Source organism: Stenotrophomonas sp. Sm2128 (genome assembly GCF_030985535.1).
In the GTDB taxonomy this organism is placed as follows: Bacteria; Pseudomonadota; Gammaproteobacteria; order Xanthomonadales; family Xanthomonadaceae; genus Stenotrophomonas; species Stenotrophomonas maltophilia.
This window is the reverse complement of sequence record NZ_JAPTFQ010000023.1, coordinates 32,815-56,628: the sequence shown is the minus strand read 5'-3', so window position 1 is coordinate 56,628 and position 23,814 is coordinate 32,815. Positions and strand designations below refer to the sequence as shown.

The window sequence follows — 23,814 nt, the reverse complement described above, 5'->3', positions numbered from 1 at the left end:
CGCCGCGGGTCGGCGCAGTGTTCTCGCCGGCCGGGCGCAACGGCGTGCTGCCGAAGTCGTCCGGCAGCTTCCAGCCAAAGCGCACTTCACCGCCGAGGTTGGCCTTGGTTTCCAGGTTGCCGATCGACCCGCCGTAGTGGCTGATCGCGTCCCAACCCCAGCCGTCGGCATTGATGCTGGCATCGCCGGGCCAGCGGCGCATGCGCTCATGGGTCAGCATGAACAGCGGCTCGTTGTGCAACTGGTTGTCCCAGCCCTTGAATTTCTCGTCGCCCAGCACTTCGTGCACGGCATTCTGCACCTGCTTGCCCTGTGCCCACGGGCCGACCACGCCCAGCGTCAGCTGGGTGGTCTGCAGGCGGTCGCCGCTGCGCGCATTGAAACCGAAGTTTGCGATCAGTACGCCGGCGTAAGGACGGTCGTCCTCGATCAGGTCCCTGCGGCTGAAATCGGTCGGGGTGAAGATGCCCTGGCCGATGCTGAAGATCATGTTCTGCTGCTCGAACCTGCCCGGATGCAGCCCTTCCAGGTACTGGTTCACCCAGCGCGCCATGCGCGGCAGGCAGGGGTCGTCGGTGTAGTCGACCAGATTGGGCGAGACCAGGGTCAACAGCGCACCGTTGGTGTAGCCCTGGTCCTGGTGGCGGCCACCAAACAGGTCGTTGTCAACGCGGAAGTTGATCTGCGGCGGGTGGTCGCGCATCGCGTCCGGGCCACATTGTTCGGCCGCCTGGGCGGCAAGGGGGAGGGCAGAGGCCAGCAGGCCGGCCAGCCCCAGGGCTGCGACACTACGCATGGATGGAATGCTCATGGGGAAGGGGACGGTTTTCGGTCGTTATATGCAACGCTACGGTACTCGCGCCCGCGCGGCGGAACGAGCACGTTCGAATCACTTGTCTGTTCCGAAAACAACATTGTCCAGCGGACACAATTTGTTACCCGCGCAAGCGCCGCGGGTCTGGTGTGAAGGTGACCACTGGCCGCCATACGATGCCTGGGCCAGTGCGTGACAGCAGATTGCAGTCAGCTGCCGTTGGGCTTTCGGCCCACGCCTCTGGGTGGCCTGCAACGCAGCAGGCCGCCGGTGCCGTCTTTGACGTTGATGAATACTCTTGGGTTTGTTGCCCTGCGGCCCGATAATGGGTCCATGGAAATCAAGTCCGACAACCCCGACCACGGCTTCCAGTTCCCCGGCCAGTTCGAGCTCAGCGCCATGGGCCCGGCCAACCGCGGCCTGGAACATGAGCTCCCCCGCCTGCTGCTGGCTGCCGGCATCGATGTCGTCAATGAACGCATCAGCTGGAAGCATTCCTCCAACGGCAAGTACGTGTCCGTCCGCATCGTGTTCAAGGCTGAGAGCCGCGAACAGTACGACCTGGCGCACCAGGCGCTGCGCGACCACCCGGAAGTGAAGTGGACGCTGTAGCCGACAGCTGCCCGGCTGAAGCCGCCCCCGAGGACCGCGCGCCGCGTCCGGCGCTGGTGCGTGACCTTGGCCGCCAGGCGTACGAGCCGGTGTGGCGCGCCATGCAGCGCTTCACCGACCAGCGCAGCGACACCGATGCCGACGAATTGTGGGTGGTCGAACACGACCCGGTGTTCACCCTGGGCCAGGCCGGCAAGGATGAGCATGTGCTGGCGCCGGGCGATATTCCGGTGCTGCATGTGGACCGTGGCGGCCAGGTGACCTATCACGGCCCCGGCCAGATCGTGGTCTACCCGCTGCTGCGCCTGCCGCGCCTGGGCATCGGTGTGCGCGATTACGTGTGCCGCATCGAGCAGGCCATCATCGATACGCTGGGCGAGTGGAACATCGGTGCCGAACGCCGCGAGGGCGCCCCGGGCGTCTATGTCGGCGGCGCCAAGATCGCTGCGCTCGGCATCCGCGTGCGTCGCGGCTGCACCTTCCACGGGTTGGCCTTCAATGTGGCCATGGACCTGGAGCCCTTCCACCGCATCAATCCCTGTGGCTATCAGGGGTTGCAGGTGACCTCGGTGGTAGACTTGGGCGGTCCCTCCGGGATGGAGGCCGTCAAGCCGGTGCTGCTGGACCACCTGGCCCGCCAGTTCGGCCTGCTGCTGCAGCACACCCCCGAACTGCCCGATCTTTCTGCGGCCGCCTGACCGCCCCCGGAACTGCCATGACTGAAACCACCGCCCGTTCCATTCCCCTGCAGATCGTGCAGGGCGACTCCCCGTCCGCCGCGCCGTTGCAGGCCGGGGTCAAGCAGCTGGGCGGTGACAAGATCAACCGCTCGCCGGTGCAGTTCGCCGACGCGCCGGTGCTGCGCAAGCCGTCCTGGATCCGCGTGCGCATTCCTTCGGGCAATGCCGTGCAGAACCTGAAGGCCAAGCTGCGCGAAAACCGCCTGGTGACCGTGTGCGAGGAAGCCAGCTGCCCGAACATCCACGAGTGCTTCGGCCACGGCACCGCCACCTTCATGATCCTGGGCGAGGTCTGCACCCGCCGCTGCTCGTTCTGCGACGTGGCCCACGGCCGCCCGAAGCCGCCGGATGCCAACGAACCGGCCAGCCTCGGCCAGACCGTGGCCGACATGGGCCTGAAGTACGTGGTGGTGACCAGCGTGGACCGCGATGACCTGCGCGACGGTGGTGCCCAGCACTTCGTCGACTGCATCACCGCCATTCGCGAGAAGTCGCCGGGCACCCGCATCGAAGTGCTGACCCCGGACTTCCGTGGCAAGGGCCGCATGGAGCGCGCGCTGGAGATCCTGGCGCAGAACCCGCCGGATGTGTTCAACCACAACATCGAGACCGTGCCGGACCTGTACCGCAACGTGCGCCCGGGTGCGGACTACCAGTGGTCGCTGAACCTGCTGAAGAACTTCAAGGCGCAGCATCCGGACGTGCCGACCAAGAGCGGTATCATGCTCGGCCTGGGCGAGGACTTCGAACAGATCAAGGCCACCCTGCGCGACCTGCGCGCACACGACGTGGACATGATCACCATCGGCCAGTACCTGCAGCCGACCGCACACCACCACCCGGTGCTGAAGTACTGGACCCCGGAAGACTACAAGGCGCTGGAAGACTACGGCTACGAGCTGGGCTTCAGCCACGTGGCCTCCGGCCCGATGGTGCGCTCGTCGTACCACGCCGACGTGCAGGCCAAGGGCGCCGGCGTCTCCTGAGGTGGGTGCGGGCCGTTGGTCCGCACGCCTTCGCCAGCCATGGCCTGGCGTTGCCAATGGGTGTCACCACCCTCCTGGTGGGTGCGGACCGTTGGTCCGCACGCCTTCGCCTGCATTCACAATTTGCTACACCGGCCCGGCTAGGCTGGTTTTCCACCGAGCGCGGCCGGGTGACAAACCCGGCAACTTTCGGCACTGTCGTGGTGTCTTAACACCCCGCAGTCTCCCCCTTGGCAAGGCGCCTTCGAGCACGTCAATGAAATTCAAAGCCCCCGCATTCCTGATGGCCCTGGCGCTGGTCGCGCCACTGGCGTTGGCGGCCAAGGCCGACTCGCCCGCATTGCCCGCGGCGGCCACCGCCGACCAGGTGACCACGTCCAAGCTGGTGTACGGCCTGCTGTCCGACAGCCGCTACGCCTACCGCCCGCGCGCGCTGGACGAGGCCACCTCCAAGGACGTGTTCAAGCGCTATCTGGAAACGCTTGACGGCGGCAAGCAGTACTTCACCCAGGCCGACGTGGCGCGCTTCGCACCGTTCGAGGCCAACATCGCCTCGGCCATCCGGGGCGGCGAGCTGGAGCCGGCGTTCCAGGTGTTCGCTGTCTACAAGCAGCGCGTCGGCGAGCGCGTGGCGTACGCGCGCAAGCTGCTCAAGCAGGAGCCGGACTTCACCACCGACGAGCGCTTCGAGTACGACCGCAAGAAGGTGCCGTGGGCGGCCAGCAGTGCCGAGCTCGATGAGCTGTGGCGCAAGTCGGTGAAGAACGATTGGCTGCGCCTGAAGCTGGCCGGCAAGAAGCCGGATGACATCCGCAAGACGCTGGACAAGCGCTACGCGACGCTGGAGAAGTCGGTCAATGAACTGAAGGGCGAAGACGTCTTCCAGTTCTTCATGAATTCGTACACCAGTGCCGTTGACCCGCACACGGATTACTTCACCCCGCGCACCGCCGAGAACTTCAACCAGGCGATGTCGCTGTCGCTGGAAGGCATCGGTGCGCAGCTGCAGCGCCAGGACGATGTGGTGGTCATCCGCGAGATCATTGCCGGTGGCCCGGCCGCGGTGGATGGCACGCTGAAGCCGGGTGACCGCATCGTCGGCGTTGGCCAGGGCAAGTCCGGCCTGGTCGAGGACGTGATCGGCTGGCGCATCGACGATGTCGTGGCCAAGATCCGCGGCGCCAAGGACACCCAGGTCAAGCTGGAATTCATCCCGGCTGCCGAAGGCGCCGATGGCAAGCACCACACCCTGGTGCTGACCCGCCAGAAGGTGCGCCTGGCCGAACAGGCCGCCAAGGGCGAGACCATGACCATCCCGGCTGCCAACGGCGAGCCCGCACGCAGGATCGGTGTGATCAAGCTGCCGACCTTCTACCAGGACTTCGAAGGCCGTCGCCGCAATGCCGCCGACTACGCCTCGGCCACCCGCGACGTGGCCAAGCTGCTGGCCGGCTTCAAGAACGACAAGCTGGACGGCGTGGTGCTGGACCTGCGCAACAACGGCGGTGGTTCGCTGGATGAAGCGATCGAACTGACCGGCCTGTTCATCGAACAGGGGCCGGTGGTGCAGGTGCGCGAATCCGGTGGCCGCGTCACCGTCAACAGCGACCGCAACCAGGGCGTGGCGTGGGATGGCCCGCTGGCGGTGCTGATCAACCGTGGTTCGGCCTCGGCCTCGGAGATCTTCGCTGGCGCCATCCAGGACTACGGTCGCGGCCTGGTGATCGGTGAAACCAGCTTCGGCAAGGGCACCGTACAGAACATCGTCGACCTTGACCGCTGGCCGAGTGGCGAGACCCAGCGCTTCGGCCAGGTCAAGCTGACCATTGCCCAGTTCTTCCGCATCAGCGGCAGCAGCACCCAGCACAAGGGCGTGGTGCCGGACCTGGCGTTCCCGGCCAGCGTCGATGCCACCGAATTCGGCGAGAGCACCTACGACAACGCACTGCCGTGGACCCGCATCGCCGCCGTGCCGCACACCCAGTACGGCAACTTCGCGCCGTTGCTGCCGAAGCTGGAAACCCGTCACGACGCGCGCATCGCCACCGACAAGGAGTTCCAGTGGTGGAACGAGGACGTGCAGCAGTTCCGCACCGAAGCGGCGAAGAAGTACATCTCGCTCAACGAGGCGACCCGTCGCGCTGAGCGCGAGCGCCAGGATACCCAGCGCAAGGAGCGCCAGGTGCAGCGCAAGGAGCTGGGCCTGGCCCTGGACCCGCTGGCCGATGACAGCAGCGATGACGGCCTGACCGGCAACGAGCGCGACATCGTCAAGGATGCCGCGCGCGAGAAGGCTGCCGAAAAGCGCCCGGACCCGCTGCTGCGCGAGTCAGCCTCGATCCTGGCCGACGCGGTGAACCTGCTGGCCAACGACCGCCCGCTGTCGGCGCAGGTGCTGCCGCAGTCCACCGGTGCCGGCCGCTGGGCGGACTGAGCCGGCGACGGCATGTGATACCGGAGGGGCCGGCATTGCCGGCCCTTTTTTCGTTTGGGGGACCTCGTTCACGGTAGCGCCGTGCCATGCGTGGCGGGGCGAAGTGCCACAAACGACTTAATCCCCTCCGTCCCCTTTTCCGTGCATGAACCGGCAGCAACGGCGGGGGCTGGCGGGCGTACTTTCGACCTGCCGCACACGGTCGCAGGACTACCCTTGGCGGTACCGTCCTCGCAGGAGTACCCATGCGGGCCTCCCGTCTTTCCAGTGTTGCCGTGGCGCTCGCCAGCGCCCTGATCCTGTCGGCCTGTGGTGGCCGCGTCGCCGACAGCACGTTGCTTCGCGAATCCTTTGATTCCGGCGACACCTTCTCGCGCACCGTCGATGGCCGTCCCGGTGACGCCTGCGAGGCCGCACGGCGCACACTGCTCAGCCAGGGCTATGCCATCGCCCGTTCCGACGCGGCGCAGGTGGAAGGCAACAAGAACTTCCAGCCGCGCGAGGACGATCACGAGCAGCTGGTGCTGCGTATTTCCTGCGCACCGCGCGGGAGCCAGACACTGGTATTCGTCAGTGCCGTGCAGGATCGCTATGCGTTGAAGAAGAGTCCGACCTCGGCCAGTGTTGGCGTCGGTGCGCTCGGATCTGTATCGCTGCCGTTCGGCAGCAATGACGACTCGCTGGTGAAAGTGGCCAGCAGCACGGTTACCGATGCTGAGTTCTATCGTCGCTTCTTCCAGCGCCTGCAACAGTACCTCCCGGCGGAGGCAGGCAAGCCCGTTCCGCCTGTGGTCACAACCCCGGAGCCCGCACCGGCGAGCACGGACCAGGATTGAACGTGCGCGGCAGATGGATGGGTGTGGCCCTGCTGCTGCCCGCGCTGGGCGCAGCAGCCACGCCGCTGGACTGTACACAAGGCCTGCTGCAGCGCCTGGGGTGGCGCTTCGAAACACGCGCGATCGGTGCACCGCAGGTGCATGGTGGCCCTGTGTGCACGCGCGCGTCGCTGCCGGAGGCTCAGGCGGCAGGCGATCTGCGCGTGAAATGGCCGGCGGACATGCCCGCTGCAGCGCGCAAGGCGTTGCTGCAGCAGGTGCTGGACGACCCGGCTACGGTTTGCGCCTACGCCTTCCAGCTGGGTGCAGCCACGCAACGTGCAGCTGCTGCATTGCAGGGCAATGCAGGATTCCGCTTCTCTGGCCTGCAGCTCGGTTGGATCGGCTTCGGCCTGCACGGCGCACAGGCGCAAGGCTGGCAGCGCACGCGAAGCTTCGGCCGTGGTTTCGTGCCCATTACGGGCAACAGCCAGGCGCTGCAGGCGTTCTACAGCGGCAATGTGCGCGCCGAATGTGGAGTCGGTCGCCAAGTCGCACAACTGGCCACCCAGCGCGAGCTGTATGGCGATGCGGCCTTCGACGCTGGATTCTCCGCAGAAGAACTGTCGATCGGTACGTTCCTCGCGCTGCACGATACCGACAGCATCCTGCTTGGCGCACACGCCGGTGACTACTTCGCCGATGGCAAGGCGGTGCGCACCTCGGCGATGGGCCGCCAGGCCTTCGTCGGTGTGCCTGGTTTCATCGAGCATGTGGACGACAAGGGCACGCTGGACGACCTGAGCAACCAGGCCGAAAACTTCGTGGTGGTGTCGGTGGGCGAGGAGGCCGCGCAGGCGTTGGCCGCGCACGGCGGCCTTGCCTGGTACGACCAGCGCAATGCCGAGCTGTGGGCGCTGGCGCAGGACATCCCGCGTATCGGCCGGCGCTACTTCGAACGCCTGTTGTTCGAGCGCGACCCGGACCTTCGTGCACGGCTGGAACCGCGCTACCACGCCACGCTGGCACGCATGGACCGCCTGCTGGACGATCCGTTCTACCAGCAGTTCGTGATCTATGTGCATCCGCGCGGTATACGTCCCATCGGCTACCACATCGCCCGCCTGCTTGACCGCAACCCGCGAACCCCCTTTTCGATCGACCTGGCGGTGCACAATCTGCATACCACGCTCTACCGGCGTTGGCGCGAGGCGCAGCTGCGCCACTGCGCGGCTACCGGCAGGCCAGGCAGCCTGACCCTAGACCCCAACTGAAGGTGAAACAATGGATATTGCAATGATCGGCCTCGGCCGCATGGGCGCCAACATGGCCCAGCGCCTGCATCGCGGCGGCCACCGCGTCGTCGGCTACGACCCGGGCGAAGGTGCCCGCCAGCGCGCCGCCGAGGCAGGCCTGGAGGTGGTCGATTCGCTGGCCGCCGCGGTGGCCGCGCTGCCGGTGCCGCGCGTGGTGTGGCTGATGGTGCCGGCCGGCGAAACCGTCGACCAGACCCTGGGCCAGCTGACTCCGCACCTGGCCGAGGGTGACATCGTCATCGACGGCGGCAACTCCAACTACCAGGACTCGGTCCGTCGCGCCAAGGCGCTGGCCGAAGACGACCTGGGCTACGTCGACTGCGGCACCAGCGGTGGCGTGTGGGGCCTGCAGGAAGGCTACAGCCTGATGGTCGGTGGTGAAGCGGCGGTGGTGGAGCAGATCGCACCGCTGCTGCGTACGCTGGCACCGGCCGAAGATCGTGGATGGGGTCGTGTCGGCCCGTCCGGCGCTGGCCACTTCACCAAGATGGTCCACAACGGCATCGAGTACGGAATGATGCAGGCCTACGCGGAGGGCTTCGCGCTGATGGAGCGCAAGCAGGAAATGGAACTGGACCTCGCCCAGGTGGCCGAAGTCTGGCGCCACGGCAGCGTGGTGCGCTCGTGGCTGCTGGACCTGAGCACCGAAGCCCTCAAGCGCAATCCGTCGCTGGATGGCATCGCGCCGTACGTGGAGGATTCCGGTGAAGGCCGTTGGACCGTGGCCGAAGCGATCGCGCTCGATGTGCCGGCACCGGTGATCACCCTGTCGCTGCTGGAACGCCTGCGCTCGCGCGAATCCAATTCGTTCACCGATCGCCTGTTGTCGGCGATGCGCAATGAATTCGGCGGCCACGCGATCAAGAAATCGTAAGCACGAAGCCGGGGTCGGATCCCTTTCCGCAGGAAAGGGCTCTGACCCCATGCAGGCAGTCGAGCATGGCTCGACTCTGCAAAAGCCGTCTCCGATGGCTTCCACGTCGATGTGTCGACCAAGGTCGACACCTACCGTCGGGCGCGGGACTCTGTCGAAGGCGGGGTGGGTCCGGCTCCCGCAACCGGACCCATCCTGCCATCTCACGGATTGCCGGTTTTTGCCGTTGCTGTTGAGGTTGCCGGCCAGCGGCCGGCACTACCACGGGTGCAGGGCGCAGCCCTGCCGATCACCCCAACGCGATCCGCCGCCCTTCGCGCGCACTGTCCATGCCTGCCTGCAGCAGCCGCATCAGCTGCAGCGCCTGCACCGGATCGACCGTGGCTTCGCCGTCGCCATGCATGGCCGCGGCGAACTGCGCATACAACCGACGGTAGTCACCGGGCAGATTGTCGACGGTGCTGCGCTGCACGTTGTCCTCGGCATCACAGCGCACCAGCTCGCCATGCCGCGGGTCGATGCCCCAGCCGGGCGCACCGGGCGCCACACCGCGGCGCAGCTGCGCTTCCTGCACATCCAGGCCGTGCTTGATCCAACTGGCCTTGCTGCCATGCACGCTGAAATGCGGCGTGGGAGCTGCCACCAGGGAACCGGAATGCACGATCGCGCGATGCCGCGGGTAGTGCAGCACGGCGTGGAAGTAATCGATGGCGCTGCCGCCATCGCGCTGCACGGCCAGATCAGCATCGATCGCTTCGGGCCAGCCGAACAGCACCAGCATCTGGTCCAGCAGGTGCGGGCCCAGGTCGTACCACAGGCCACTGCCGGGACCGTCCTGCTCGCGCCAGCGGTCGCGCACCTGCGGGCGATAGCGATCGAAGTGCACATGGCACTCGGCGATGTCGCCCAGTGTCCCGTCCGCAAGCAGCGCCTGCAGCGTGAGGAAGTCGGCATCGAAGCGCCGGTTCTGGAACACGGTGGCGATGCGTCCGGCATCGCGTGCCGCAGCCAGAACGGCTTCGGCTTCAGCGACATCCAGCGCGAACGGCTTGTCGACCAGCACGTGCTTGCCGGCGGCCAACGCTGCGATCGCCAGCGGCGCGTGCTGTTCATTGGGCGTGGCGATCACTACGGCATCCACGGCCGGGTCGTCCAACACCTCCTGCGGCGTGGCACGCACGTGCACGTCGCTGAACGCGCGCAGCAACGTGTCTCGCTGCGAACTCACGATGCTGTGCAGCACCAGGCCGGGTGTGTGCTGGATCAGCGGTGCGTGGAAGACACGGCCGGCGAGGCCGTAGCCGATCAGGGCCAGTTGCAGGTCGGGGCGCATGACAGAGCTCCGGCAGTGGGAAGGGCAGGGTAAACGACGCGGGCTCACGGGCCAAAGCTGAACGGTTGTCGTTGCAGGTAGCCCGATTCACAGCGGCATGACCGCAACGCCACGCCTGCTCTACGCCGGCTTGTCCAGACTGGCAGCACATTCCGAAGGAGTACGACACGATGAGCAATACGACCCGCACGCTGATTGCCTCCGCCCTGACGCTGGGCCTGGCGCTGTCCTCCTCGGCCGCATTCGCCAAGGATCCGGCCGCGAAGAGCCCGCCGACCAGCGCGCACCCGGCGACCCATGCTGATCGCCACGATTCCAACGAGCCGGTGACCGATACCTGGATCACCACCAAGGTGAAGGCCGACCTGCTCGCCAGCAGCAACGTTCCGGGTACGGAAATCAAGGTGGAAACCGTGAACGGCGTGGTCAGCTTGAGTGGCGCCGTAGCGAGCCAGGCCGAGAAGGACAAGGCCGTCACCACCGCCAAGGGCATCAAGGGCGTGACCCGCGTTGATGCAGCCGCATTGAAGGTCAGCGCTGCCGCCAAGCGCTGAACCTGATGGGCGCCCCCTCGCGGGGCGCCCGTTGAGCTGTAGGGTCGCGGCCATGTTCGGCTGGAACTCCAAGGCAGCCGAGCATGGCCCGGCTCTACAGGTCTGAGGACTGCGAACCTGTTCAGCCAACCAGGCGGGAAACCCCTGCGTTGTGACCGCCTGCGCTATATTGCCGGTTCCGCCGCAGCCGGACAGGGTCCGGCCGACGCCCTGCGGCCGTGCTGAAGAGGAACTATGGCGCTGGTTTTCAGTGACGACATCTGGGACCGCTGGCGGTTGCCGGCCCTGGCGCTGGCGGCTGCAGCGATCATCGTGGTGCCGTGGTTGACCCTGCGCAAACTGCAGCAGGACAACGAGCAGGCAATGGCCTGGGTCAACCATACCCAGGCGGTGGGCGTGGCCCTGCAGCAGCTGCAGGCTGATGTGCGCGACGTCGAATCGGCCGCATTGACGCTGTCCAAGGGAGTGGACGCACCCGGGCTGCGCGAGCGCATGGCCGCAGCCAACGACATTCCCGGTCGCTTGGCCGAACTGGGGCGGATGACCCGCGACAACCCCGACCAGCTGATCCGCATCGGCCGTATCGAATCGATGCTGGAAGGGCGGATGGCGCTTGCCCGCGAGCTGGCCAGATCTGAACCCAATAGCGATCAACGCGAGCTGGTGAAGGACCTGAGCACGCGCTATCCGATCCGTGGCCTGGTGGAGGAGCTGCAGGCCAGCGAACAGCAACTGTTGACACTGCGGGCCGAGCAGGCGGCGCGCCAGCGCAAGCAGACCGAGCTGGTGTCTTGGAGTTCGCTGGTGATCCAGCTGGGACTGCTCGGCCTGGTGCTTTGGCTCCTGCAGCGGCAGATCGGGCGGCGCCTGCACGCCGAACGCCAATCGCTGCGCTCGGCGGCACGCGCGGCATCGGTGTTGCAGACCGTGCGCGAACCCATCGTGCTGCTCGACCGCGACCTGCGCGTGCAGTTGCATAACCCCGCCTTCGCCGAGCTGTACGGGCTGCAGGACGAACGCGCCGATGGCCTGCTGCTGGAAAGCGTCGGCGACGGCGCCTGGAAGGACGCCGTCGTGCGCCAACGCCTGTCTGACGTGCTGCTGCGAGGCCGCGAGCTGTGGGATTTCGAGCACGAACAGCGCACCGCCGACGGCATGGCGCGCTATATGCTGCTGAACGCACGGCGCATGCCGCTGCCCGATACCGATGATGAAGTGGTGCTGCTGACGGTCAGCGATGTCACCATGCAACGCGCAGTCCAGCTGCGCGTTGAAGAGCTCAACCGCCAGCTGGAAGGCAAGGTCGCGCAGGTGTCCGAGGTCAACCGCGAGCTGGAGGCCTTCAGCTACTCGGTCTCGCATGACCTGCGCGCACCGCTGCGCCACGTCGCCGGATTCTCCGACAAGCTGTCGCGCCACCTGGGCGACGCTGCCGATGACAAGAGCCGTCATTACCTGGACGTGATCTCCAGTTCGGCCCGGCGCATGGCGGCGCTGATCGATGACCTGCTGGTCTACTCGCGCCTGGGCCGCGCGGCGATGCGCCAGCAGGCGGTGGACATGCAGTCGCTGGTGGCCGATACCCGCGCCATGCTCGATTCCAACCTGCAGGCCGAGGCGGAGAACAGTGGCCATGTGCACCAGGTGGAGTGGAGCATCGCGCCGCTGCCGATCGTGGTCGGCGATGAGAACATGATCCGCCAGGTCTGGCTGAACCTGCTCGGCAACGCGGTGAAGTACTCGGGCAACCGCGAACCGGCGAAGATTCGCGTGGACTACCAGCCGCAGCCTGACGGCGGTCATCAGTTCACGGTCAGCGACAATGGTGCAGGCTTTGACATGGCCTACGCCGGCAAGCTGTTTGGTGTCTTCCAGCGCCTGCACAAGGCCAGCGACTACCCGGGTACCGGCATCGGCCTGGCCAGCGTGCGCCGCGTGCTCACCCGTCATGGCGGCCGTATCTGGGCCGAGGCTGAACCGGACGTCGGCGCCACCTTCCACTTCTACCTGCCTCCCGCGATCGATGCGGACAAACAAGGGCCTTCTGCATGACCACTTTGCGCACCATTCTTCTCGCCGAAGACAGCCCGGCCGACGCCGAAATGGCGATCGACGCCCTGGAAGAGGCGCGTCTGGCCAACCCCATCGTGCACGTCGAGGATGGCGTGGAAGTGATGGACTACCTGCTGCGGCGCGGCGCCTTCGCCAACCGCGAGGAAGGCCTGCCGGCAGTGCTGCTGCTGGACATCAAGATGCCGCGCATGGATGGCCTGGAAGTGTTGCGGCAGATCCGCGAACACGAAGAGCTCAAGCGCCTGCCGGTGGTGATCCTGTCGTCCTCGCGCGAGGAAAGCGATCTGGCCCGGAGCTGGGACATGGGCGTGAATGCCTATGTGGTCAAGCCAGTGGACGTGGACCAGTTCTTTGGCGCGGTACAGACGCTGGGCAAGTTCTGGGCGTTGATCAACCAGGCACCGGAACTCGAGTGAGCCCATGCCCTTGACCGGTCCCGCCCTGGGGGCGCTGCGCATCCTGCTGGTGGAGGACTCACCGGAAGATGCCGAGCTGATGTCCGAACAGATGCTCGATGCGGGCCTGGAGGCCCGCTTCGAGCGTGTCGAGAGCGAGGCCGAACTGCGCCAGGCACTGGCCGCGTTCCAGCCGGACATCGTGCTGTCCGACCTGAGCATGCCGGGGTTTTCCGGTGATGACGCGCTGCGCATCGTGCGCGAGACCTCGCCGGAAGTACCCTTCATCTTCGTCTCCGGCACCATGGGTGAGGAGAATGCGGTGGCGGCGCTGCAGAAGGGCGCCAATGACTACATCATCAAGCACCAGCCGGCGCGCCTGCCGTCGGCGGTGGCACGTGCGATCCGCGATGCACGCAGCGCGATCGAGCGCGCACGGGTGGAAACCGAGCTGATGCGCGCACAGCGCCTGGAAAGCCTGTCGCTGCTCGCAGCCGGGCTCAGCCACGACCTGCGCAACATCCTGCAGCCGTTGCTGATCATGCCGGACCTGCTGAAGGCGCGTACCGACGATCCGCAGCTGCACCACCTGGCCGATGTCATCGCCGAGTGCGGCCGCCGTGGCCATGAGATGGCCGAATCGATGCTGTCGTTCGTGCGCGGTTCGCGCAAGCCGAGCGAGCGCATCGAGATCGATGGCCTGTTCGATGCGGTGGCACTGCTGTTGCGCAGCAACGTGCCTGATGCGGTGCGCCTGGAGTTGCAGGTGCAGGACGAAGGCCTGGTGGTCGACGCCAACTACACCGAACTGCAGCAGGTGATGCTGAATCTGGCGCTCAACGCGATACAGGCGATGCCCAACGGTGGCCGCCTGAGCCTGACTGCCAGCCATGCCGGCCATCGCGATGGCGTGGACTGGATGCACATACGGGTCGCCGACGAAGGCATCGGCATGGATGCGGACACGCTGTCGCACCTGTTCAATCCGTTCTTCACCACCAAGGCCGACGGCACTGGCCTGGGGCTGATTTCCTGCAAGCGCATCGTCGAAGGTGCCGGCGGCAGCATTCACGTCAGCAGCCAGCCGGGGCAGGGCACCTGCTTCGAACTGCGCCTGCCGATGCACGAGGCCATCGATGGCAGCGAGCCGATCGAACAGCTGGTGGCCTTGGGCAGCGGCCAATCGATCCTGGTGGTCGATGGCGAAGCCACGCGTCTATCGCTGCTGGGCAATGCGCTGTCCAGCCAGGGCTACCAGCTGCAGTTGGCCTCCGATGGGCCGGCAGCGCTGCGCTGGATGCAGCAGGAGGCGATGCCCGCGCTGGTGATTGCCGATGCCGGCTCCAAGCTGCTGCCGGCCAGCCAGCTGCTGGGCGAGATGGCGACGTTGGGCTATCGCGGCCCAGCACTGGTACTGGAAGACCCGGCAGTGCCGGTCGCGGCCGATGCCTTCCCGGACGGCGTGGAGGTGCATGTGCTGCACAAGCCGCTGCAGATGCAGCAGGTCTTCCGCGCCGTGGCCGAAGCGCTGGGCTGATGCCCCGGTAGTGCCGGCCGCTGGCCGGCATCCCAGTGTGGTGGGATCAATGCGGTTGCCGGCCAGCGGCCGGCACTACCGTTCGGCAGTTTCCCAGGGGAAGCGCGGCAGGGCGTCCACCGTCTGTTCCAGCCGCTGCAGATGCAGCTGGTCTTCCGCGCAGCGGCCGAAGCGCTGGGCTGATGCCCGGTAGTTTCCCAGGGGAAGCGTGGCAGGGCGTCCACCGTCTGTTCCAGCCGCTGCAGATGCAGCTGGTCTTCGCGCGGTGGCCGAAGCGCTGGGCTGATGCCCGGTAGTTTCCCAGGGGAAGCGTGGCAGGGCGTCCACCGCCTGTTCCAGGCGCCGTGACCAGTTCTGGTGGATGTCCGCATACAACGTTGAATCCGCGCCGAGCCGCAGCTGCTGCCCGATGCGCAGGTCACCATCACGCAGCAGCGCCAGGTCGATCGGCAGGCCTACCGACAGATTGGAGCGAATGGTCGAATCCAGCGACACGATTGCCGTGCGCGCCGCGTCCTCCAGGCGTGTGGCCGGGCTGAGGATGCGGTCCAGGATGGGCTTGCCGTACTTGGACTCACCGATCTGAAGATAGGGCGTCTCCGGCGAAGCGGCGATGGCGTTGCCGAGCGGGTAGATCATGTACAGCCCGGGCCGCTCGCCAGCGATCTGGCCACCGAAGATCAGCGTGGCCTGGGTGTTGACCCCGTCATGGCCGTGCTCGCTGTGGCTGCTGTGCACCTGGCTGTCCACCAGCAGCTGGCCGACGTACTCGGCAGCTTCGAACAGATGGGTCATGTCGCGCAGGTTGGGCGTGCGCCGTTCACCGGCGTCGCGCCCCAGGCGTGACACCAGCAGCTGGGTGGTGGCCAGGTTGCCAGCCGCCATCAGCACGTAGGCTGCCTGGCCGGGGTACTCGAACACGTGCAGCTTGCGGTGCACGCGCACATCGTCCAGCGAGGCATTGGTCCGGGTGTCGGCAGCGAAGACCAGGCCTTCGTCCACCTCGATTCCAACGCAATAGGTCATGTCGGTGCCCTATCATGTGCGTCCCGGATTGTAGGCAGGCCGCCGTGACGACGGCATGTCCACGCCCCCCAAGTGCCGTCACCTGAACCGCATGACCACCGTGCTCCTGAGCCTGGGCAGCAACGTCCAGCCCCGCCGCTACCTCCACGCCGCGGTGACGGCCCTGCGCGAGCGCTTTGGCGCACTGCAGGTGTCACCCGCCTACCGTACTGCCGCGGTCGGCTTCGATGGCCCGGCCTTCCTCAACAATGCGGTGGCGATCGAGACCGATCTGCCGCTGCAGGAACTGGACGACTGGCTGCATGCGCTGGAAGACGCGCATGGCCGCGATCGCAGTGGGCCGCGCTTCTCCGACCGGACCCTGGACATCGACGTGGTGTTCTACGGCGACCTGGTGGTGGAAGGCCCCGGCCACCTGCGCATTCCGCGCCCGGAACTGAAGCATGCCTTCGTGCTGAAGCCGCTGGCGGACATCGCGCCGGGCTTCATCGACCCGGTCAGCGGGCAGGACCTGGCCACGCTGTGGCGGGCGCACGCGCAGTTTGGCGAAGCGTTCGAGGTGGTGGACCTGGAATGACGGCGGTTGCCGGCCAGCGGCCGGCACTACCTCAACTGACCGTGCGCCCGCCATCCACGCGCAGGGTGTGGCCGGTGACGAAGCTGGCTTCGGCCACCAGCCAGTAGACCGCTTCGGCGATCTCCTCGACCGTGCCGATCCGCGCCAGCGGCGTGCGCGCCAGCAACGCCTCGCGGGCGAAATCGTCCTTGCCCTGTTCCGGCCACAGGATCGCACCCGGCGCGACCGCATTGACCCGCACCTTCGGCGCCAGCTCCAGTGCCAGCGAGCGGGTGGCCATCTCCAGCGCGGCCTTGGCCATGGTGTAGGCGATGTGGTCGCGCATCGGGTCGGTGCCATGCAGATCGGTCAGGTTGACGATGCAACCCTGCTGGCGGCGCAGGTAGGGCGCCGCCGCCTGTGACAGCAGCAGCGGCGCGCGTGCATTGACCGCGTACAGCTCGTCCATCGCCTCGGCGGTGACCTGGCCGAGCGGGGTGGGGAAGAAGTTGGAGGCGTTGTTGACCAGCGCGTCCAGTCGGCCGAAGTGGGTGACCGCCTGTTCCACCAGGTCGGCCAGGGCGTCGGCGTCACGCAGGTCGGCCTGCAGGGCCAGCACGCTGCCCGGGCGCACGTTGTCGAAATCGAACGCGGCCTGCTGCAGCTCGGCGCTGGAGGTATTGGCGTGCAGCACCACCGACCAGCCACAGGCGTGGAACTGGCGGGCGATGGCCGCACCGATCCGGCGCGCGCTGCCGGTGATCAGGACCACGGGGTGGGTATCGCTCATCGAGGGTCCTCCAAGGCTCGGCTATCCTGTGCACCATTGTCACCGCATTCGAAGACGCCATGCAGCCCACCTTCCCCCTGCCCGAAGCCGATGCCCTGGCCCATAGCGACCAGCTGGCGGCCGCCCTGCGCGCCGAGATCCTTGCGCAGGGCGGGGCGATGCCGTTCTCGCGCTTCATGGAGCTCTGCCTGTATGCCCCCGGCTGGGGCTATTACAGCGCCGGCGCCAGCAAGTTCGGTGGCAGTGGCGACTTCACCACCGCCCCCGAGCTCGGCAGCCTGTTCGCCGGCAGCGTGGCCAATGCGCTGGCGCCGGTGTTTGCCCAGCTGGGTGCGCAGGCGCGCATGCTGGAACTGGGCGGCGGCACCGGCGCCTTCGCCGAGGCGGTGCTGCTGCGCCTGGCCGAGCTGGACGCGCTGCCGTCGCGCTACGCCATCCTGGAACCCAGCGCCGACCTGCGCGAGCGCCAGCAGCAGCGCCTGCAGCAGAACCTGCCGGCGGAGCTGGCCGCGCGGGTGGATTGGGTCGACCGCCCGTTCGAGGAGGACTGGGAAGGGGTGGTGTTCGCCAACGAGGTGATCGACGCGCTGCCGACCCCGCGCTTCCTGATCCGGGACGGCGAGGTCTACGAGGAAACCGTCGAGCTGGACGCCGAGGGCAACTTCATCCGTGGCGCGCAGCCGGCCGACATCCTGCTCAACGGTGCGGTGCGCCATATCGAGCGCTACCTGGAAAAGCCTTTCGCCGAAGGCTACCGTTCTGAAGTGCTGCCGCAGCTGCCGTACTGGCTGCAGGCGGTGGCCGGTGGCATGCAGCGTGGTGCGATGCTGTTCGTCGACTACGGCTACAGTCGCAGCGAGTTCTACCAGCACGACCGCGACGATGGCACCGTGCGTGCGTTCTACCGCCACCACGTGCACAACGACGTGCACCGCTGGCCGGGGTTGCAGGACATCACCGCGTCGGTGGATTTCACCGCGATGGCCGAGGCCGGCATGCACGGCGGATTCGAGCTGGCCGGCTACTGCAGCCAGGCCAGCTTCCTGCTCGGTAATGGCCTGGACCAGGTGCTGCTGCTGGCCGAGGAACGCACCGATGAGGTCGGCCGCATCCAGCTGCGCGACCAGGTGAAGAAGCTGACCCTGCCGACCGAGATGGGCGAGCGCTTCCAGGCCATCGGCCTGCAGCGTGGTGTCGACTTCGAACCGGCCTTCGAGCTGGGTGACCTGAGCTGGCGCCTGTGAGCGAGGTGTTGCCGGCGATCAAGCCGCTGCGGCGGCCGCGGTTGTGGGCCGGGCTGTGGGCGGCGGCAGTACTGCTGGTGATCGTGGTCTGCCTGATTCCACCGCCGCCGATTCCGTTGCCGGAAAACAGCGACAAGGGCGAGCACTTCCTCGCCTACTTCATCCTGGCCGGCAGCGCGGTGCAGCTGTTCCGTCGGGGCCGCCCGCTGCTGTGGGTGGGCGTGGGACTGGTGTTGATGGGCATCGGCATCGAATTTGCCCAGGGTGCGCTGACCAGCAACCGCATGGCCGACCCGATGGATGCCATCGCCAACACGGTCGGTGTGCTCGCCGGCATGGCCACCGCACTGACCCCGCTGCGCGACCTGCTGCTGCGCTGGCGCGGGTAAAGGCGTGCCAACCCAGGTTGGCACCTACCCGTAGATCCACGCCATGCGTGGATGCTCTGCCCGAGGTGCCGACCAAGGCCGGCACCCACCTGGACAGGCCTGCCGTCATTTCCCCAGGGTCACCTCATCCAGCACCCACATCGCCGGGCGCGTGTCGCCGGTGAAGTTGATGCACAGGTCACCGCTGCCCTGCGTCCCCTTCGGCAGCGCCGCACGCAGGGTCACGAAGCCATCGGCATCCGGCTTGGCCGGCAACGGCACTTCCGCCAGCACCTTGCCGCTGCAGTCGCCACGACGCACGAGCATCTCACCGTGTGGCCGCTTGGCCTTCTCGAAGCGACGCTTGGGTTCATCGTGGGCAAGCTGGAAGTAGTACGGAATACGCCCCGCGCGGACCTCCAGGCTGCCGATGCCGTCCAGCTGTGCCTGCGGCCAGCGCCAGCACGGCTGGAAGATGTCCACGTTGAACACCGCACGGTTGCCTTCGCGTGGGCCATCGTCTTCCAGGCGCAGCACCAGGCCCTTCTTGCCCACGCAGCTGAGCAGCTCATCGCTGCGGCGGCTGAGCAGCGACTGTGCGGTGAAGGTGGCAATGGTCGGTTTCGCCGCCAGCATCTGGCCCTGGTAGAACGCGGCAGCCTGCACGGTGGTTGGCAGTTTTCCGGTCAGCGGCTGCTGGTACAGCGGTGACTGCGCGCTCAGCGGTTGCCCATCGGTGCTGTAGCGCACTTCATAGCCCAGCGGATTGGCCAGCGACACCGTCACCGTGTTGTCCGCGCGATTGTCGGTGTAGTCCACGCCCACTTCGAACGGGGTCTGCGCATAGGCCAGGCCCCAGGCACGGTAGCGCTGCAGCTGGGACGGCAGGCGCGCGAGGAAATCGCGGAAATCGCGATGTTCCGGCGTGCTCCAGCCGGTCTCGGCCACGGCGGCCAGGCGTGGGAACAGGTTGTGCTGCAGGCGTGCGTAGCTGCGCGTGTGCTCGGTGAACATGTTGGCCTGCAGGCCGAGGATGTGCCCGCGCTTGTCAGCGGCCAGCTCGGCCGGCACCGGCTCGAAGTTGTACAGCTTGCCGAGGTTGACCTGGGTCGGGCGGCCGGGCGGTTCGTTCGGCGAGGCCGTCTGCAGGTAATCCAGATAGAGGTAGCCGACCGGCGACATGATCACGTCATGGCCGGCGCTGGCCGCAGCCAGGCCGCCTTCGGTGCCCTGCCAGGACATCACCGTGGCCTGCGGCGGCAGCCCGCCTTCGAGGATCTCATCCCAGCCGATCAGGCGCCGGTCGTGCTCCTCCAGGAAGGTCTCCAGGCGCTTGATGATGTGGCTCTGCATGGCCATTTCATCCTTGATGCCCAGCGCACGCATGCGCTGCTGCACCTGCTTCGACGCTTCCCACTGGTCCTTCACCGCCTCGTCGCCACCGACGTGCACGTACTTGGCCGGGAACAGGTCGATCACTTCTTCCAGCACGTTCTCGAGGAAGGTGACGGTGCTGTCTTCAGTGTTGAACAGGTTGGGGAACACGCCCCATTCACTGATCGGTTTCAACGGCGTATCGATGGTGCCCAGCTCCGGATACGCAGCAATCGCGGCAGTCGCGTGGCCCGGCACATCGATTTCCGGAATCACCTGGATATGCAGCTTCGCCGCATAGGCAATCACTTCGCGGATCTGGTCCTGCGTGTAGAAGCCGCAATACGGATGCTCCTTGCCAGTGACCGGATCGATGCCACCGTCGCCGGCCGGCAGGCGGCAGCTGCCCACGTCGGTCAGCTTCGGGTAGCGCTTGATCTCCATGCGCCAGCCCTGGTCGTCGGTGAGGTGCCAGTGGAAGGTGTTGAGCTTGTGCGCGGCCATCGCGTCGAGCACGCGCTTGATCTCGTCCAGGCTCTGGAAGTGACGTGCGGAATCGAGCATGAAACCGCGCCAGCTGAAGCGCGGCGCGTCCTGGATCTGCACCGCCGGCAGCACGCCATTGCTGCCGCCGGTGGCGAGCTGGGCGAGGGTGGTCGCGCCGTAGAACAGGCCGGTTTCGTTGCCGGCCTGGATCAGCACGCCCTGCGCGGTGCTCTCCAGCGTGTAGCTTTCGCCGCTGTCGCGGAAGGTGGGCACGATCTGGAAGCGGATGCTGCTCGACGTGCCTGCCGCCTTGCCCCTGGCTGGTGCAAGGCGCGGACCACCGCTGCGGGCCAGCAGATCGGCGAACTGGCTGGCGACGCGCTGCGCGGCTTCGCCTTCGGCCTGCAGCACGGTGTCGGCGCGGACGGTGATGCCGCTGCCCTGGCCGCGCTGCACGCTGGCCGGGGCAGGAATCAGCATCAGGCTGTCGGCGCGCAGCAGGGGGCCGGGTGCTTCAGTGGCGGGTGTGGGGTCGGCGGCAAGTGCCGGCAGTGCCGGCAACAGGGCGAGCAGGCTGCCCAGCAGCACTGCGCTGCGCATCCGGGCGCGGGAAGGCTTGACCATCGGTACGACTCCTTGGAACGGTGCGATGAACGCTATACATGAAAAACGCCGGGCCCGGAATGACCCAGGCCCGGCGTGCGTGCACGACTCGGCGATGTTGCCGCCGCTGGATCAGTACTTGAAGCGGAAGTTGAGGTAGTACTGGCGACCGTTGCTGTAGAACGAGGTCGGGATGGCCGCGGTCTGGTAGTACTTGTAGGTCGGGTTGTTGAGGTTGAGCGCATCGAAGCTGATGCTCAGCCAGTCGGTGGCCTTGTAGCTCAGCGACGCCGACAGGGTGCCGAAGTCATCCTGGTAGTACGGGTTGGCGCCGGACAGGCCGATCAGGAACGACGAACGGCGGGTGTAGCTGACGCGTGCACCGAAGGTATCGTTCTCGAAGTAGGCACCGACGTTGTAGGTGTTCTTCGAAGTACCCAGCAGGTTGTCGCTGCCATCGGCCCAGGTGTGGTCGGTGCTGCCATCGGCGTAGGTGTAGTTGGCATTGACACCGAAGTACTCGCCGATCGGCTGCTCATAGGCCACTTCGATACCGCGCACCTTGCCGTCGGCATTGCGCGGGCGGGAGATGTTGTATTCCTCGAGACGGTTGGTCAGCTCGCTGAACAGCATTTCCTTCTCGGTGCTGAAGGCGACGTAGTCCTTCAGGCGCATCGAGTAGGCACCGATCGACAACATGCCGCGCGGCATGAAATACCACTCCAGGTTGGCGTCGAAGTTGGTCGACACCACCGGCTTCAACTTCGGATTGCCGCCACCGCCGGTCCGGTTCAGGTCCGAACCGTACGACGAGGCACCCAGTGCCGAGAAGTCCGGCAGGGTCTGGGTCTGCGAGGCGGCCACGCGCAGCACCAGGTCGTCACGCAGGTCGTACTTGAAGTTGGCGCTCGGCAGCACACGGTTGTGCTTGTTCTCGAAAGCTTCGCGGGTCCACGCGCCGAACAGGCTGCTCACGTCCGGCACGGTCGAGCCGGTGGCGGCGGCGTAGGTATCGATATCCTGCTTGATGTTGACGTAGCGCAGGCCGACGTTGCCGCTCCAGCGGTCGCCGCTGAAGTTGCCCTGTACGTAGGCAGCGAAGTTCTTCTCGGACACCGTCCACTCGGCGCCGTAGTTGTGGCGGCCGGTCGGGCCGTCATTGCCGGACAGCCAGGTGGAGTTGTTGGTCACTGCTTCCTTCAGTGCGCCCGGGGTGAAGTACCACAGGTCACGCGGGAAGCTGCCACCGATGCCGTTGGCGAAGCCACCGGGGAAGTTGGCGGTGGCGCCATTCTTCAGCGCATTCCAGATCGCGCCCGGGGTTGCGCCTTCCGGCGACTTGGCCTCGCGCTTGTGGTCGCCGAAGCGGGCGCCGAAATCAATCGAGTTCAGTACGCCAGCGTCGGCGAAGTACTGGTTGAAATCGAGCGTGGCCCACTTTTCCTTGTCGATCGCGGTGACCTGCTGGTTGCCCCAGGTGCCGAAGTCGGTCACGCCGCTCGGGCCGATGTTGCCCCCGACGTTCCAGTCGATCGGCGAGCCGTTGCCGTGGGTTGCCCAGGTGGCGCCGCCACCACGGGCCAGGTTGACTTCGGCGATGTACTGGCGCGGCGTTTCGCCGGTGCCCTTGGTGCTGCCAGCCTGGAATTTCATGCCCAGGTTGTCGCTGATCTGCCAGTCGGCATCGAAGGTGATGTAGTTGGTCTTGGCCTTCGACTCGCGGTAGATCATGTCGTACACCGCGTAGTCGCGGTCGGCCTGGCCGGCGAAGGTGGCGTTGGACAGCACGCCATCCTTGATGACGTAACCCGGATTCGGGGCCTGGCCCGGAATCAGGATCTTGTTGCCATTGGCATCTTCAACGGTGCGGTCATTGAGGATGCGGCCACCCCACAGCATGAAGTTGCGGTTGTAGTTGTTCGCCTTCAATTCCGAGCTGAAGCCTTCCAGGCCCAGGGTCAGGTTGTCCATCGGCTTGAACTGCAGCGACACCAGGCCGCCCTTGCGCTCGCGGGTCTGTTCGAACAGGGTCGAGCCGAGCAGGCCCGGCGCGTATACGCCGGCCAGGTCCGGGTTGGACTTGGCCACGGTGCCATTCGGATCGATCTGGAAGAAACCGCCCGGGATTTCCTGCGCTTCGCGGCGCAGCTCGCGCTTCTGGCTGAAGGCCTGCACCATCACGCCGAAGTTGCCTTCGTCGTTCTTGTAGTTGAACAGTGCCGACAGCTGCGGGTCGTTGGACTTGGCCTGGTCCGAACGCACCATGCCGATGGAGCCTTCCGCAGTGAGCTGCTTGGAGAATTCCAGCGGCTTGCGGGTGAGGATGTTGACGGTACCGGTGGTGCCGCCGTCCTGCAGCTTGGCCTGCGAGGACTTGTTCACTTCCACCGAGCGCACCAGTTCCGACGGCAGCAACGAGTAGCTCACGCTGCGGCCGACGTTGTTGCCCTGGCTGAGCACGAACCAGTCGGCGGTGCCGACGGTGTGGCCGTTGATCAGGGTCTGGGTCAGGCTCGGGCTGGTACCACGCAGGCTGACGCGGTCGGCTTCGTCGAAGCCGCCTTCGTCGGCGCTGGACGAGCTGATGTTCACGCCCGGCAGGCGCTGCAGGGTGTCGGCGACGTTGTGCGCGGGCAGCTTGCCCACGTCTTCGGCGGTGACCACTTCCACGCGCGCATTGGCTTCGCGCTTGGTGTCCAGCGATTTTTCCATCGACCCACGGATGCCGGTGACCTGCACGGTATCCAGGTCGGTGGCGGTCTGGGCGGCCTGCTGCGCATGTGCACTGAAGGCGATGCAGCTGACGATGGCGGCCGAAAGCAGGGTCTTGCGGGTGTTCATGATGTCTCTCCTCATCACTCGATTGGATGCCGGCGGCGGTGTT

At 66.5% G+C, this 23,814-nt stretch carries 19 protein-coding genes and 1 pseudogene; 14 read left to right on the top strand and 6 right to left on the bottom strand.

The window, feature by feature from the left end:
• The coding region (locus O0K41_RS09040) for a lipid A deacylase LpxR family protein (protein ID WP_308304489.1) at positions 1 to 796 on the bottom strand (796 nt) is incomplete at its 3' end.
• Between the two features lie 351 nt (positions 797 to 1,147).
• Between O0K41_RS09040 and O0K41_RS09035 the strand changes: the two genes are divergently transcribed.
• From O0K41_RS09035 to gnd, 7 genes are all read left to right on the top strand, one after another.
• Complete coding sequence (locus O0K41_RS09035; RefSeq protein ID WP_005411067.1) at positions 1,148 to 1,426, top strand: YbeD family protein; 279 nt, start codon at positions 1,148 to 1,150, stop codon at positions 1,424 to 1,426.
• Complete coding sequence (lipB, locus tag O0K41_RS09030) at positions 1,414 to 2,124, top strand: lipoyl(octanoyl) transferase LipB (RefSeq protein ID WP_005411066.1); 711 nt, start codon at positions 1,414 to 1,416, stop codon at positions 2,122 to 2,124. The genes O0K41_RS09035 and lipB overlap by 13 nt, the downstream gene beginning before the upstream one ends.
• Before the next feature lie 17 nt (positions 2,125 to 2,141).
• A complete protein-coding gene (gene lipA, locus O0K41_RS09025; RefSeq protein ID WP_005411065.1) occupies positions 2,142 to 3,152 on the top strand; it encodes a lipoyl synthase in 1,011 nt (336 codons plus the stop codon).
• Between the two features lie 256 nt (positions 3,153 to 3,408).
• A complete protein-coding gene (locus O0K41_RS09020) occupies positions 3,409 to 5,586 on the top strand; it encodes a carboxy terminal-processing peptidase (RefSeq protein WP_005411064.1) in 2,178 nt (725 codons plus the stop codon).
• Positions 5,587 to 5,831: 245 nt separating this feature from the next.
• Positions 5,832 to 6,422 (top strand): DUF2242 domain-containing protein, encoded by a 591-nt coding sequence (locus O0K41_RS09015; protein WP_049449946.1) that lies wholly within the window; start codon positions 5,832 to 5,834, stop codon positions 6,420 to 6,422.
• A 17-nt stretch (positions 6,423 to 6,439) separates the two neighbouring features.
• Positions 6,440 to 7,675, top strand: a complete 1,236-nt coding sequence (locus tag O0K41_RS09010) for a hypothetical protein (RefSeq protein WP_088437014.1) — start codon at positions 6,440 to 6,442, stop codon at positions 7,673 to 7,675.
• 10 nt (positions 7,676 to 7,685) lie between these two features.
• Complete coding sequence (gnd, locus tag O0K41_RS09005; RefSeq protein WP_088437013.1) at positions 7,686 to 8,591, top strand: phosphogluconate dehydrogenase (NAD(+)-dependent, decarboxylating); 906 nt, start codon at positions 7,686 to 7,688, stop codon at positions 8,589 to 8,591.
• A 289-nt stretch (positions 8,592 to 8,880) separates the two neighbouring features.
• On the opposite strand, the gene O0K41_RS09000 is transcribed toward gnd, so the two are convergent.
• A complete protein-coding gene (locus O0K41_RS09000) occupies positions 8,881 to 9,924 on the bottom strand; it encodes an oxidoreductase (protein WP_164222078.1) in 1,044 nt (347 codons plus the stop codon).
• Between the two features lie 170 nt (positions 9,925 to 10,094).
• On the opposite strand from O0K41_RS09000, the gene O0K41_RS08995 reads away from it, so the two are divergent.
• The 4 genes from O0K41_RS08995 (at position 10,095) to O0K41_RS08980 (ending at position 14,483) form a co-directional block, all read left to right on the top strand.
• Positions 10,095 to 10,478 carry a BON domain-containing protein gene (locus O0K41_RS08995; protein WP_005411059.1) on the top strand — a complete coding sequence of 128 codons (384 nt, stop codon included), beginning with the start codon at positions 10,095 to 10,097 and terminating at the stop codon, positions 10,476 to 10,478.
• A 234-nt stretch (positions 10,479 to 10,712) separates the two neighbouring features.
• On the top strand, positions 10,713 to 12,530 hold the full coding sequence (locus O0K41_RS08990; protein ID WP_005411058.1) for an ATP-binding protein: 1,818 nt from the start codon (positions 10,713 to 10,715) through the stop codon (positions 12,528 to 12,530).
• Positions 12,527 to 12,967: a response regulator gene (locus tag O0K41_RS08985; RefSeq protein ID WP_005411057.1), complete on the top strand. Its 441-nt coding sequence runs from the start codon at positions 12,527 to 12,529 to the stop codon at positions 12,965 to 12,967. Before O0K41_RS08990 ends, O0K41_RS08985 begins: the two co-directional genes overlap by 4 nt.
• A 4-nt stretch (positions 12,968 to 12,971) precedes the next feature.
• Entirely contained in the window at positions 12,972 to 14,483 is a 1,512-nt protein-coding gene (locus tag O0K41_RS08980; RefSeq protein WP_049449951.1) for a hybrid sensor histidine kinase/response regulator, read from the top strand.
• A 294-nt stretch (positions 14,484 to 14,777) separates the two neighbouring features.
• Here O0K41_RS08980 and O0K41_RS08975 read toward each other — a convergent pair.
• Positions 14,778 to 15,509 (bottom strand): annotated as a pseudogene (locus tag O0K41_RS08975) (20S proteasome subunit A/B); the annotation flags it as partial.
• Positions 15,510 to 15,600: 91 nt separating this feature from the next.
• Here O0K41_RS08975 and folK point away from each other — a divergent pair.
• Positions 15,601 to 16,086: a 2-amino-4-hydroxy-6-hydroxymethyldihydropteridine diphosphokinase gene (gene folK, locus O0K41_RS08970; RefSeq protein ID WP_012481279.1), complete on the top strand. Its 486-nt coding sequence runs from the start codon at positions 15,601 to 15,603 to the stop codon at positions 16,084 to 16,086.
• A 31-nt stretch (positions 16,087 to 16,117) separates the two neighbouring features.
• Here folK and O0K41_RS08965 read toward each other — a convergent pair whose 3' ends face one another.
• Positions 16,118 to 16,855, bottom strand: a complete 738-nt coding sequence (locus O0K41_RS08965) for a pteridine reductase (RefSeq protein ID WP_024957037.1) — start codon at positions 16,853 to 16,855, stop codon at positions 16,118 to 16,120.
• Positions 16,856 to 16,914: 59 nt separating this feature from the next.
• On the opposite strand from O0K41_RS08965, the gene O0K41_RS08960 reads away from it, so the two are divergent.
• Both O0K41_RS08960 and O0K41_RS08955 read left to right on the top strand, forming a co-directional pair.
• Complete coding sequence (locus tag O0K41_RS08960) at positions 16,915 to 18,099, top strand: SAM-dependent methyltransferase (protein ID WP_012481278.1); 1,185 nt, start codon at positions 16,915 to 16,917, stop codon at positions 18,097 to 18,099.
• A complete protein-coding gene (locus O0K41_RS08955; protein WP_049402429.1) occupies positions 18,096 to 18,488 on the top strand; it encodes a membrane protein in 393 nt (130 codons plus the stop codon). Before O0K41_RS08960 ends, O0K41_RS08955 begins: the two co-directional genes overlap by 4 nt.
• Before the next feature lie 105 nt (positions 18,489 to 18,593).
• On the opposite strand, the gene O0K41_RS08950 is transcribed toward O0K41_RS08955, so the two are convergent.
• Positions 18,594 to 20,951, bottom strand: coding sequence for a family 20 glycosylhydrolase (locus O0K41_RS08950; RefSeq protein ID WP_164222080.1), 2,358 nt, complete (start codon positions 20,949 to 20,951; stop codon positions 18,594 to 18,596).
• Positions 20,952 to 21,062: 111 nt separating this feature from the next.
• The gene (locus tag O0K41_RS08945) at positions 21,063 to 23,771 is read right to left on the bottom strand and encodes a TonB-dependent receptor (protein ID WP_005414491.1); all 2,709 of its coding nucleotides are present in this window, start codon (positions 23,769 to 23,771) and stop codon (positions 21,063 to 21,065) included.
• Positions 23,772 to 23,814: the final 43 nt, after the last annotated feature.

Bases quoted from the DNA above. Each gene is read 5' to 3' on its own strand.
- O0K41_RS09010 (WP_088437014.1), top strand. From the start codon at position 6,440: ATGGGTGTGGCCCTGCTGCTGCCCGCGCTGGGCGCAGCAGCCACGCCG.
- lipA (WP_005411065.1), top strand. From the start codon at position 2,142: ATGACTGAAACCACCGCCCGTTCCATTCCCCTGCAGATCGTGCAGGGC.
- O0K41_RS08990 (WP_005411058.1), top strand. From the start codon at position 10,713: ATGGCGCTGGTTTTCAGTGACGACATCTGGGACCGCTGGCGGTTGCCG.
- folK (WP_012481279.1), top strand. From the start codon at position 15,601: ATGACCACCGTGCTCCTGAGCCTGGGCAGCAACGTCCAGCCCCGCCGC.
- O0K41_RS09035 (WP_005411067.1), top strand. From the start codon at position 1,148: ATGGAAATCAAGTCCGACAACCCCGACCACGGCTTCCAGTTCCCCGGC.
- O0K41_RS08995 (WP_005411059.1), top strand. From the start codon at position 10,095: ATGAGCAATACGACCCGCACGCTGATTGCCTCCGCCCTGACGCTGGGC.
- O0K41_RS08950 (WP_164222080.1), bottom strand. From the start codon at position 20,951: ATGGTCAAGCCTTCCCGCGCCCGGATGCGCAGCGCAGTGCTGCTGGGC.
- O0K41_RS09000 (WP_164222078.1), bottom strand. From the start codon at position 9,924: ATGCGCCCCGACCTGCAACTGGCCCTGATCGGCTACGGCCTCGCCGGC.
- O0K41_RS09015 (WP_049449946.1), top strand. From the start codon at position 5,832: ATGCGGGCCTCCCGTCTTTCCAGTGTTGCCGTGGCGCTCGCCAGCGCC.
- O0K41_RS08960 (WP_012481278.1), top strand. From the start codon at position 16,915: ATGCAGCCCACCTTCCCCCTGCCCGAAGCCGATGCCCTGGCCCATAGC.
- gnd (WP_088437013.1), top strand. From the start codon at position 7,686: ATGGATATTGCAATGATCGGCCTCGGCCGCATGGGCGCCAACATGGCC.
- O0K41_RS08980 (WP_049449951.1), top strand. From the start codon at position 12,972: ATGCCCTTGACCGGTCCCGCCCTGGGGGCGCTGCGCATCCTGCTGGTG.
- O0K41_RS09020 (WP_005411064.1), top strand. From the start codon at position 3,409: ATGAAATTCAAAGCCCCCGCATTCCTGATGGCCCTGGCGCTGGTCGCG.
- O0K41_RS08945 (WP_005414491.1), bottom strand. From the start codon at position 23,771: ATGAACACCCGCAAGACCCTGCTTTCGGCCGCCATCGTCAGCTGCATC.
- O0K41_RS08985 (WP_005411057.1), top strand. From the start codon at position 12,527: ATGACCACTTTGCGCACCATTCTTCTCGCCGAAGACAGCCCGGCCGAC.
- O0K41_RS08965 (WP_024957037.1), bottom strand. From the start codon at position 16,855: ATGAGCGATACCCACCCCGTGGTCCTGATCACCGGCAGCGCGCGCCGG.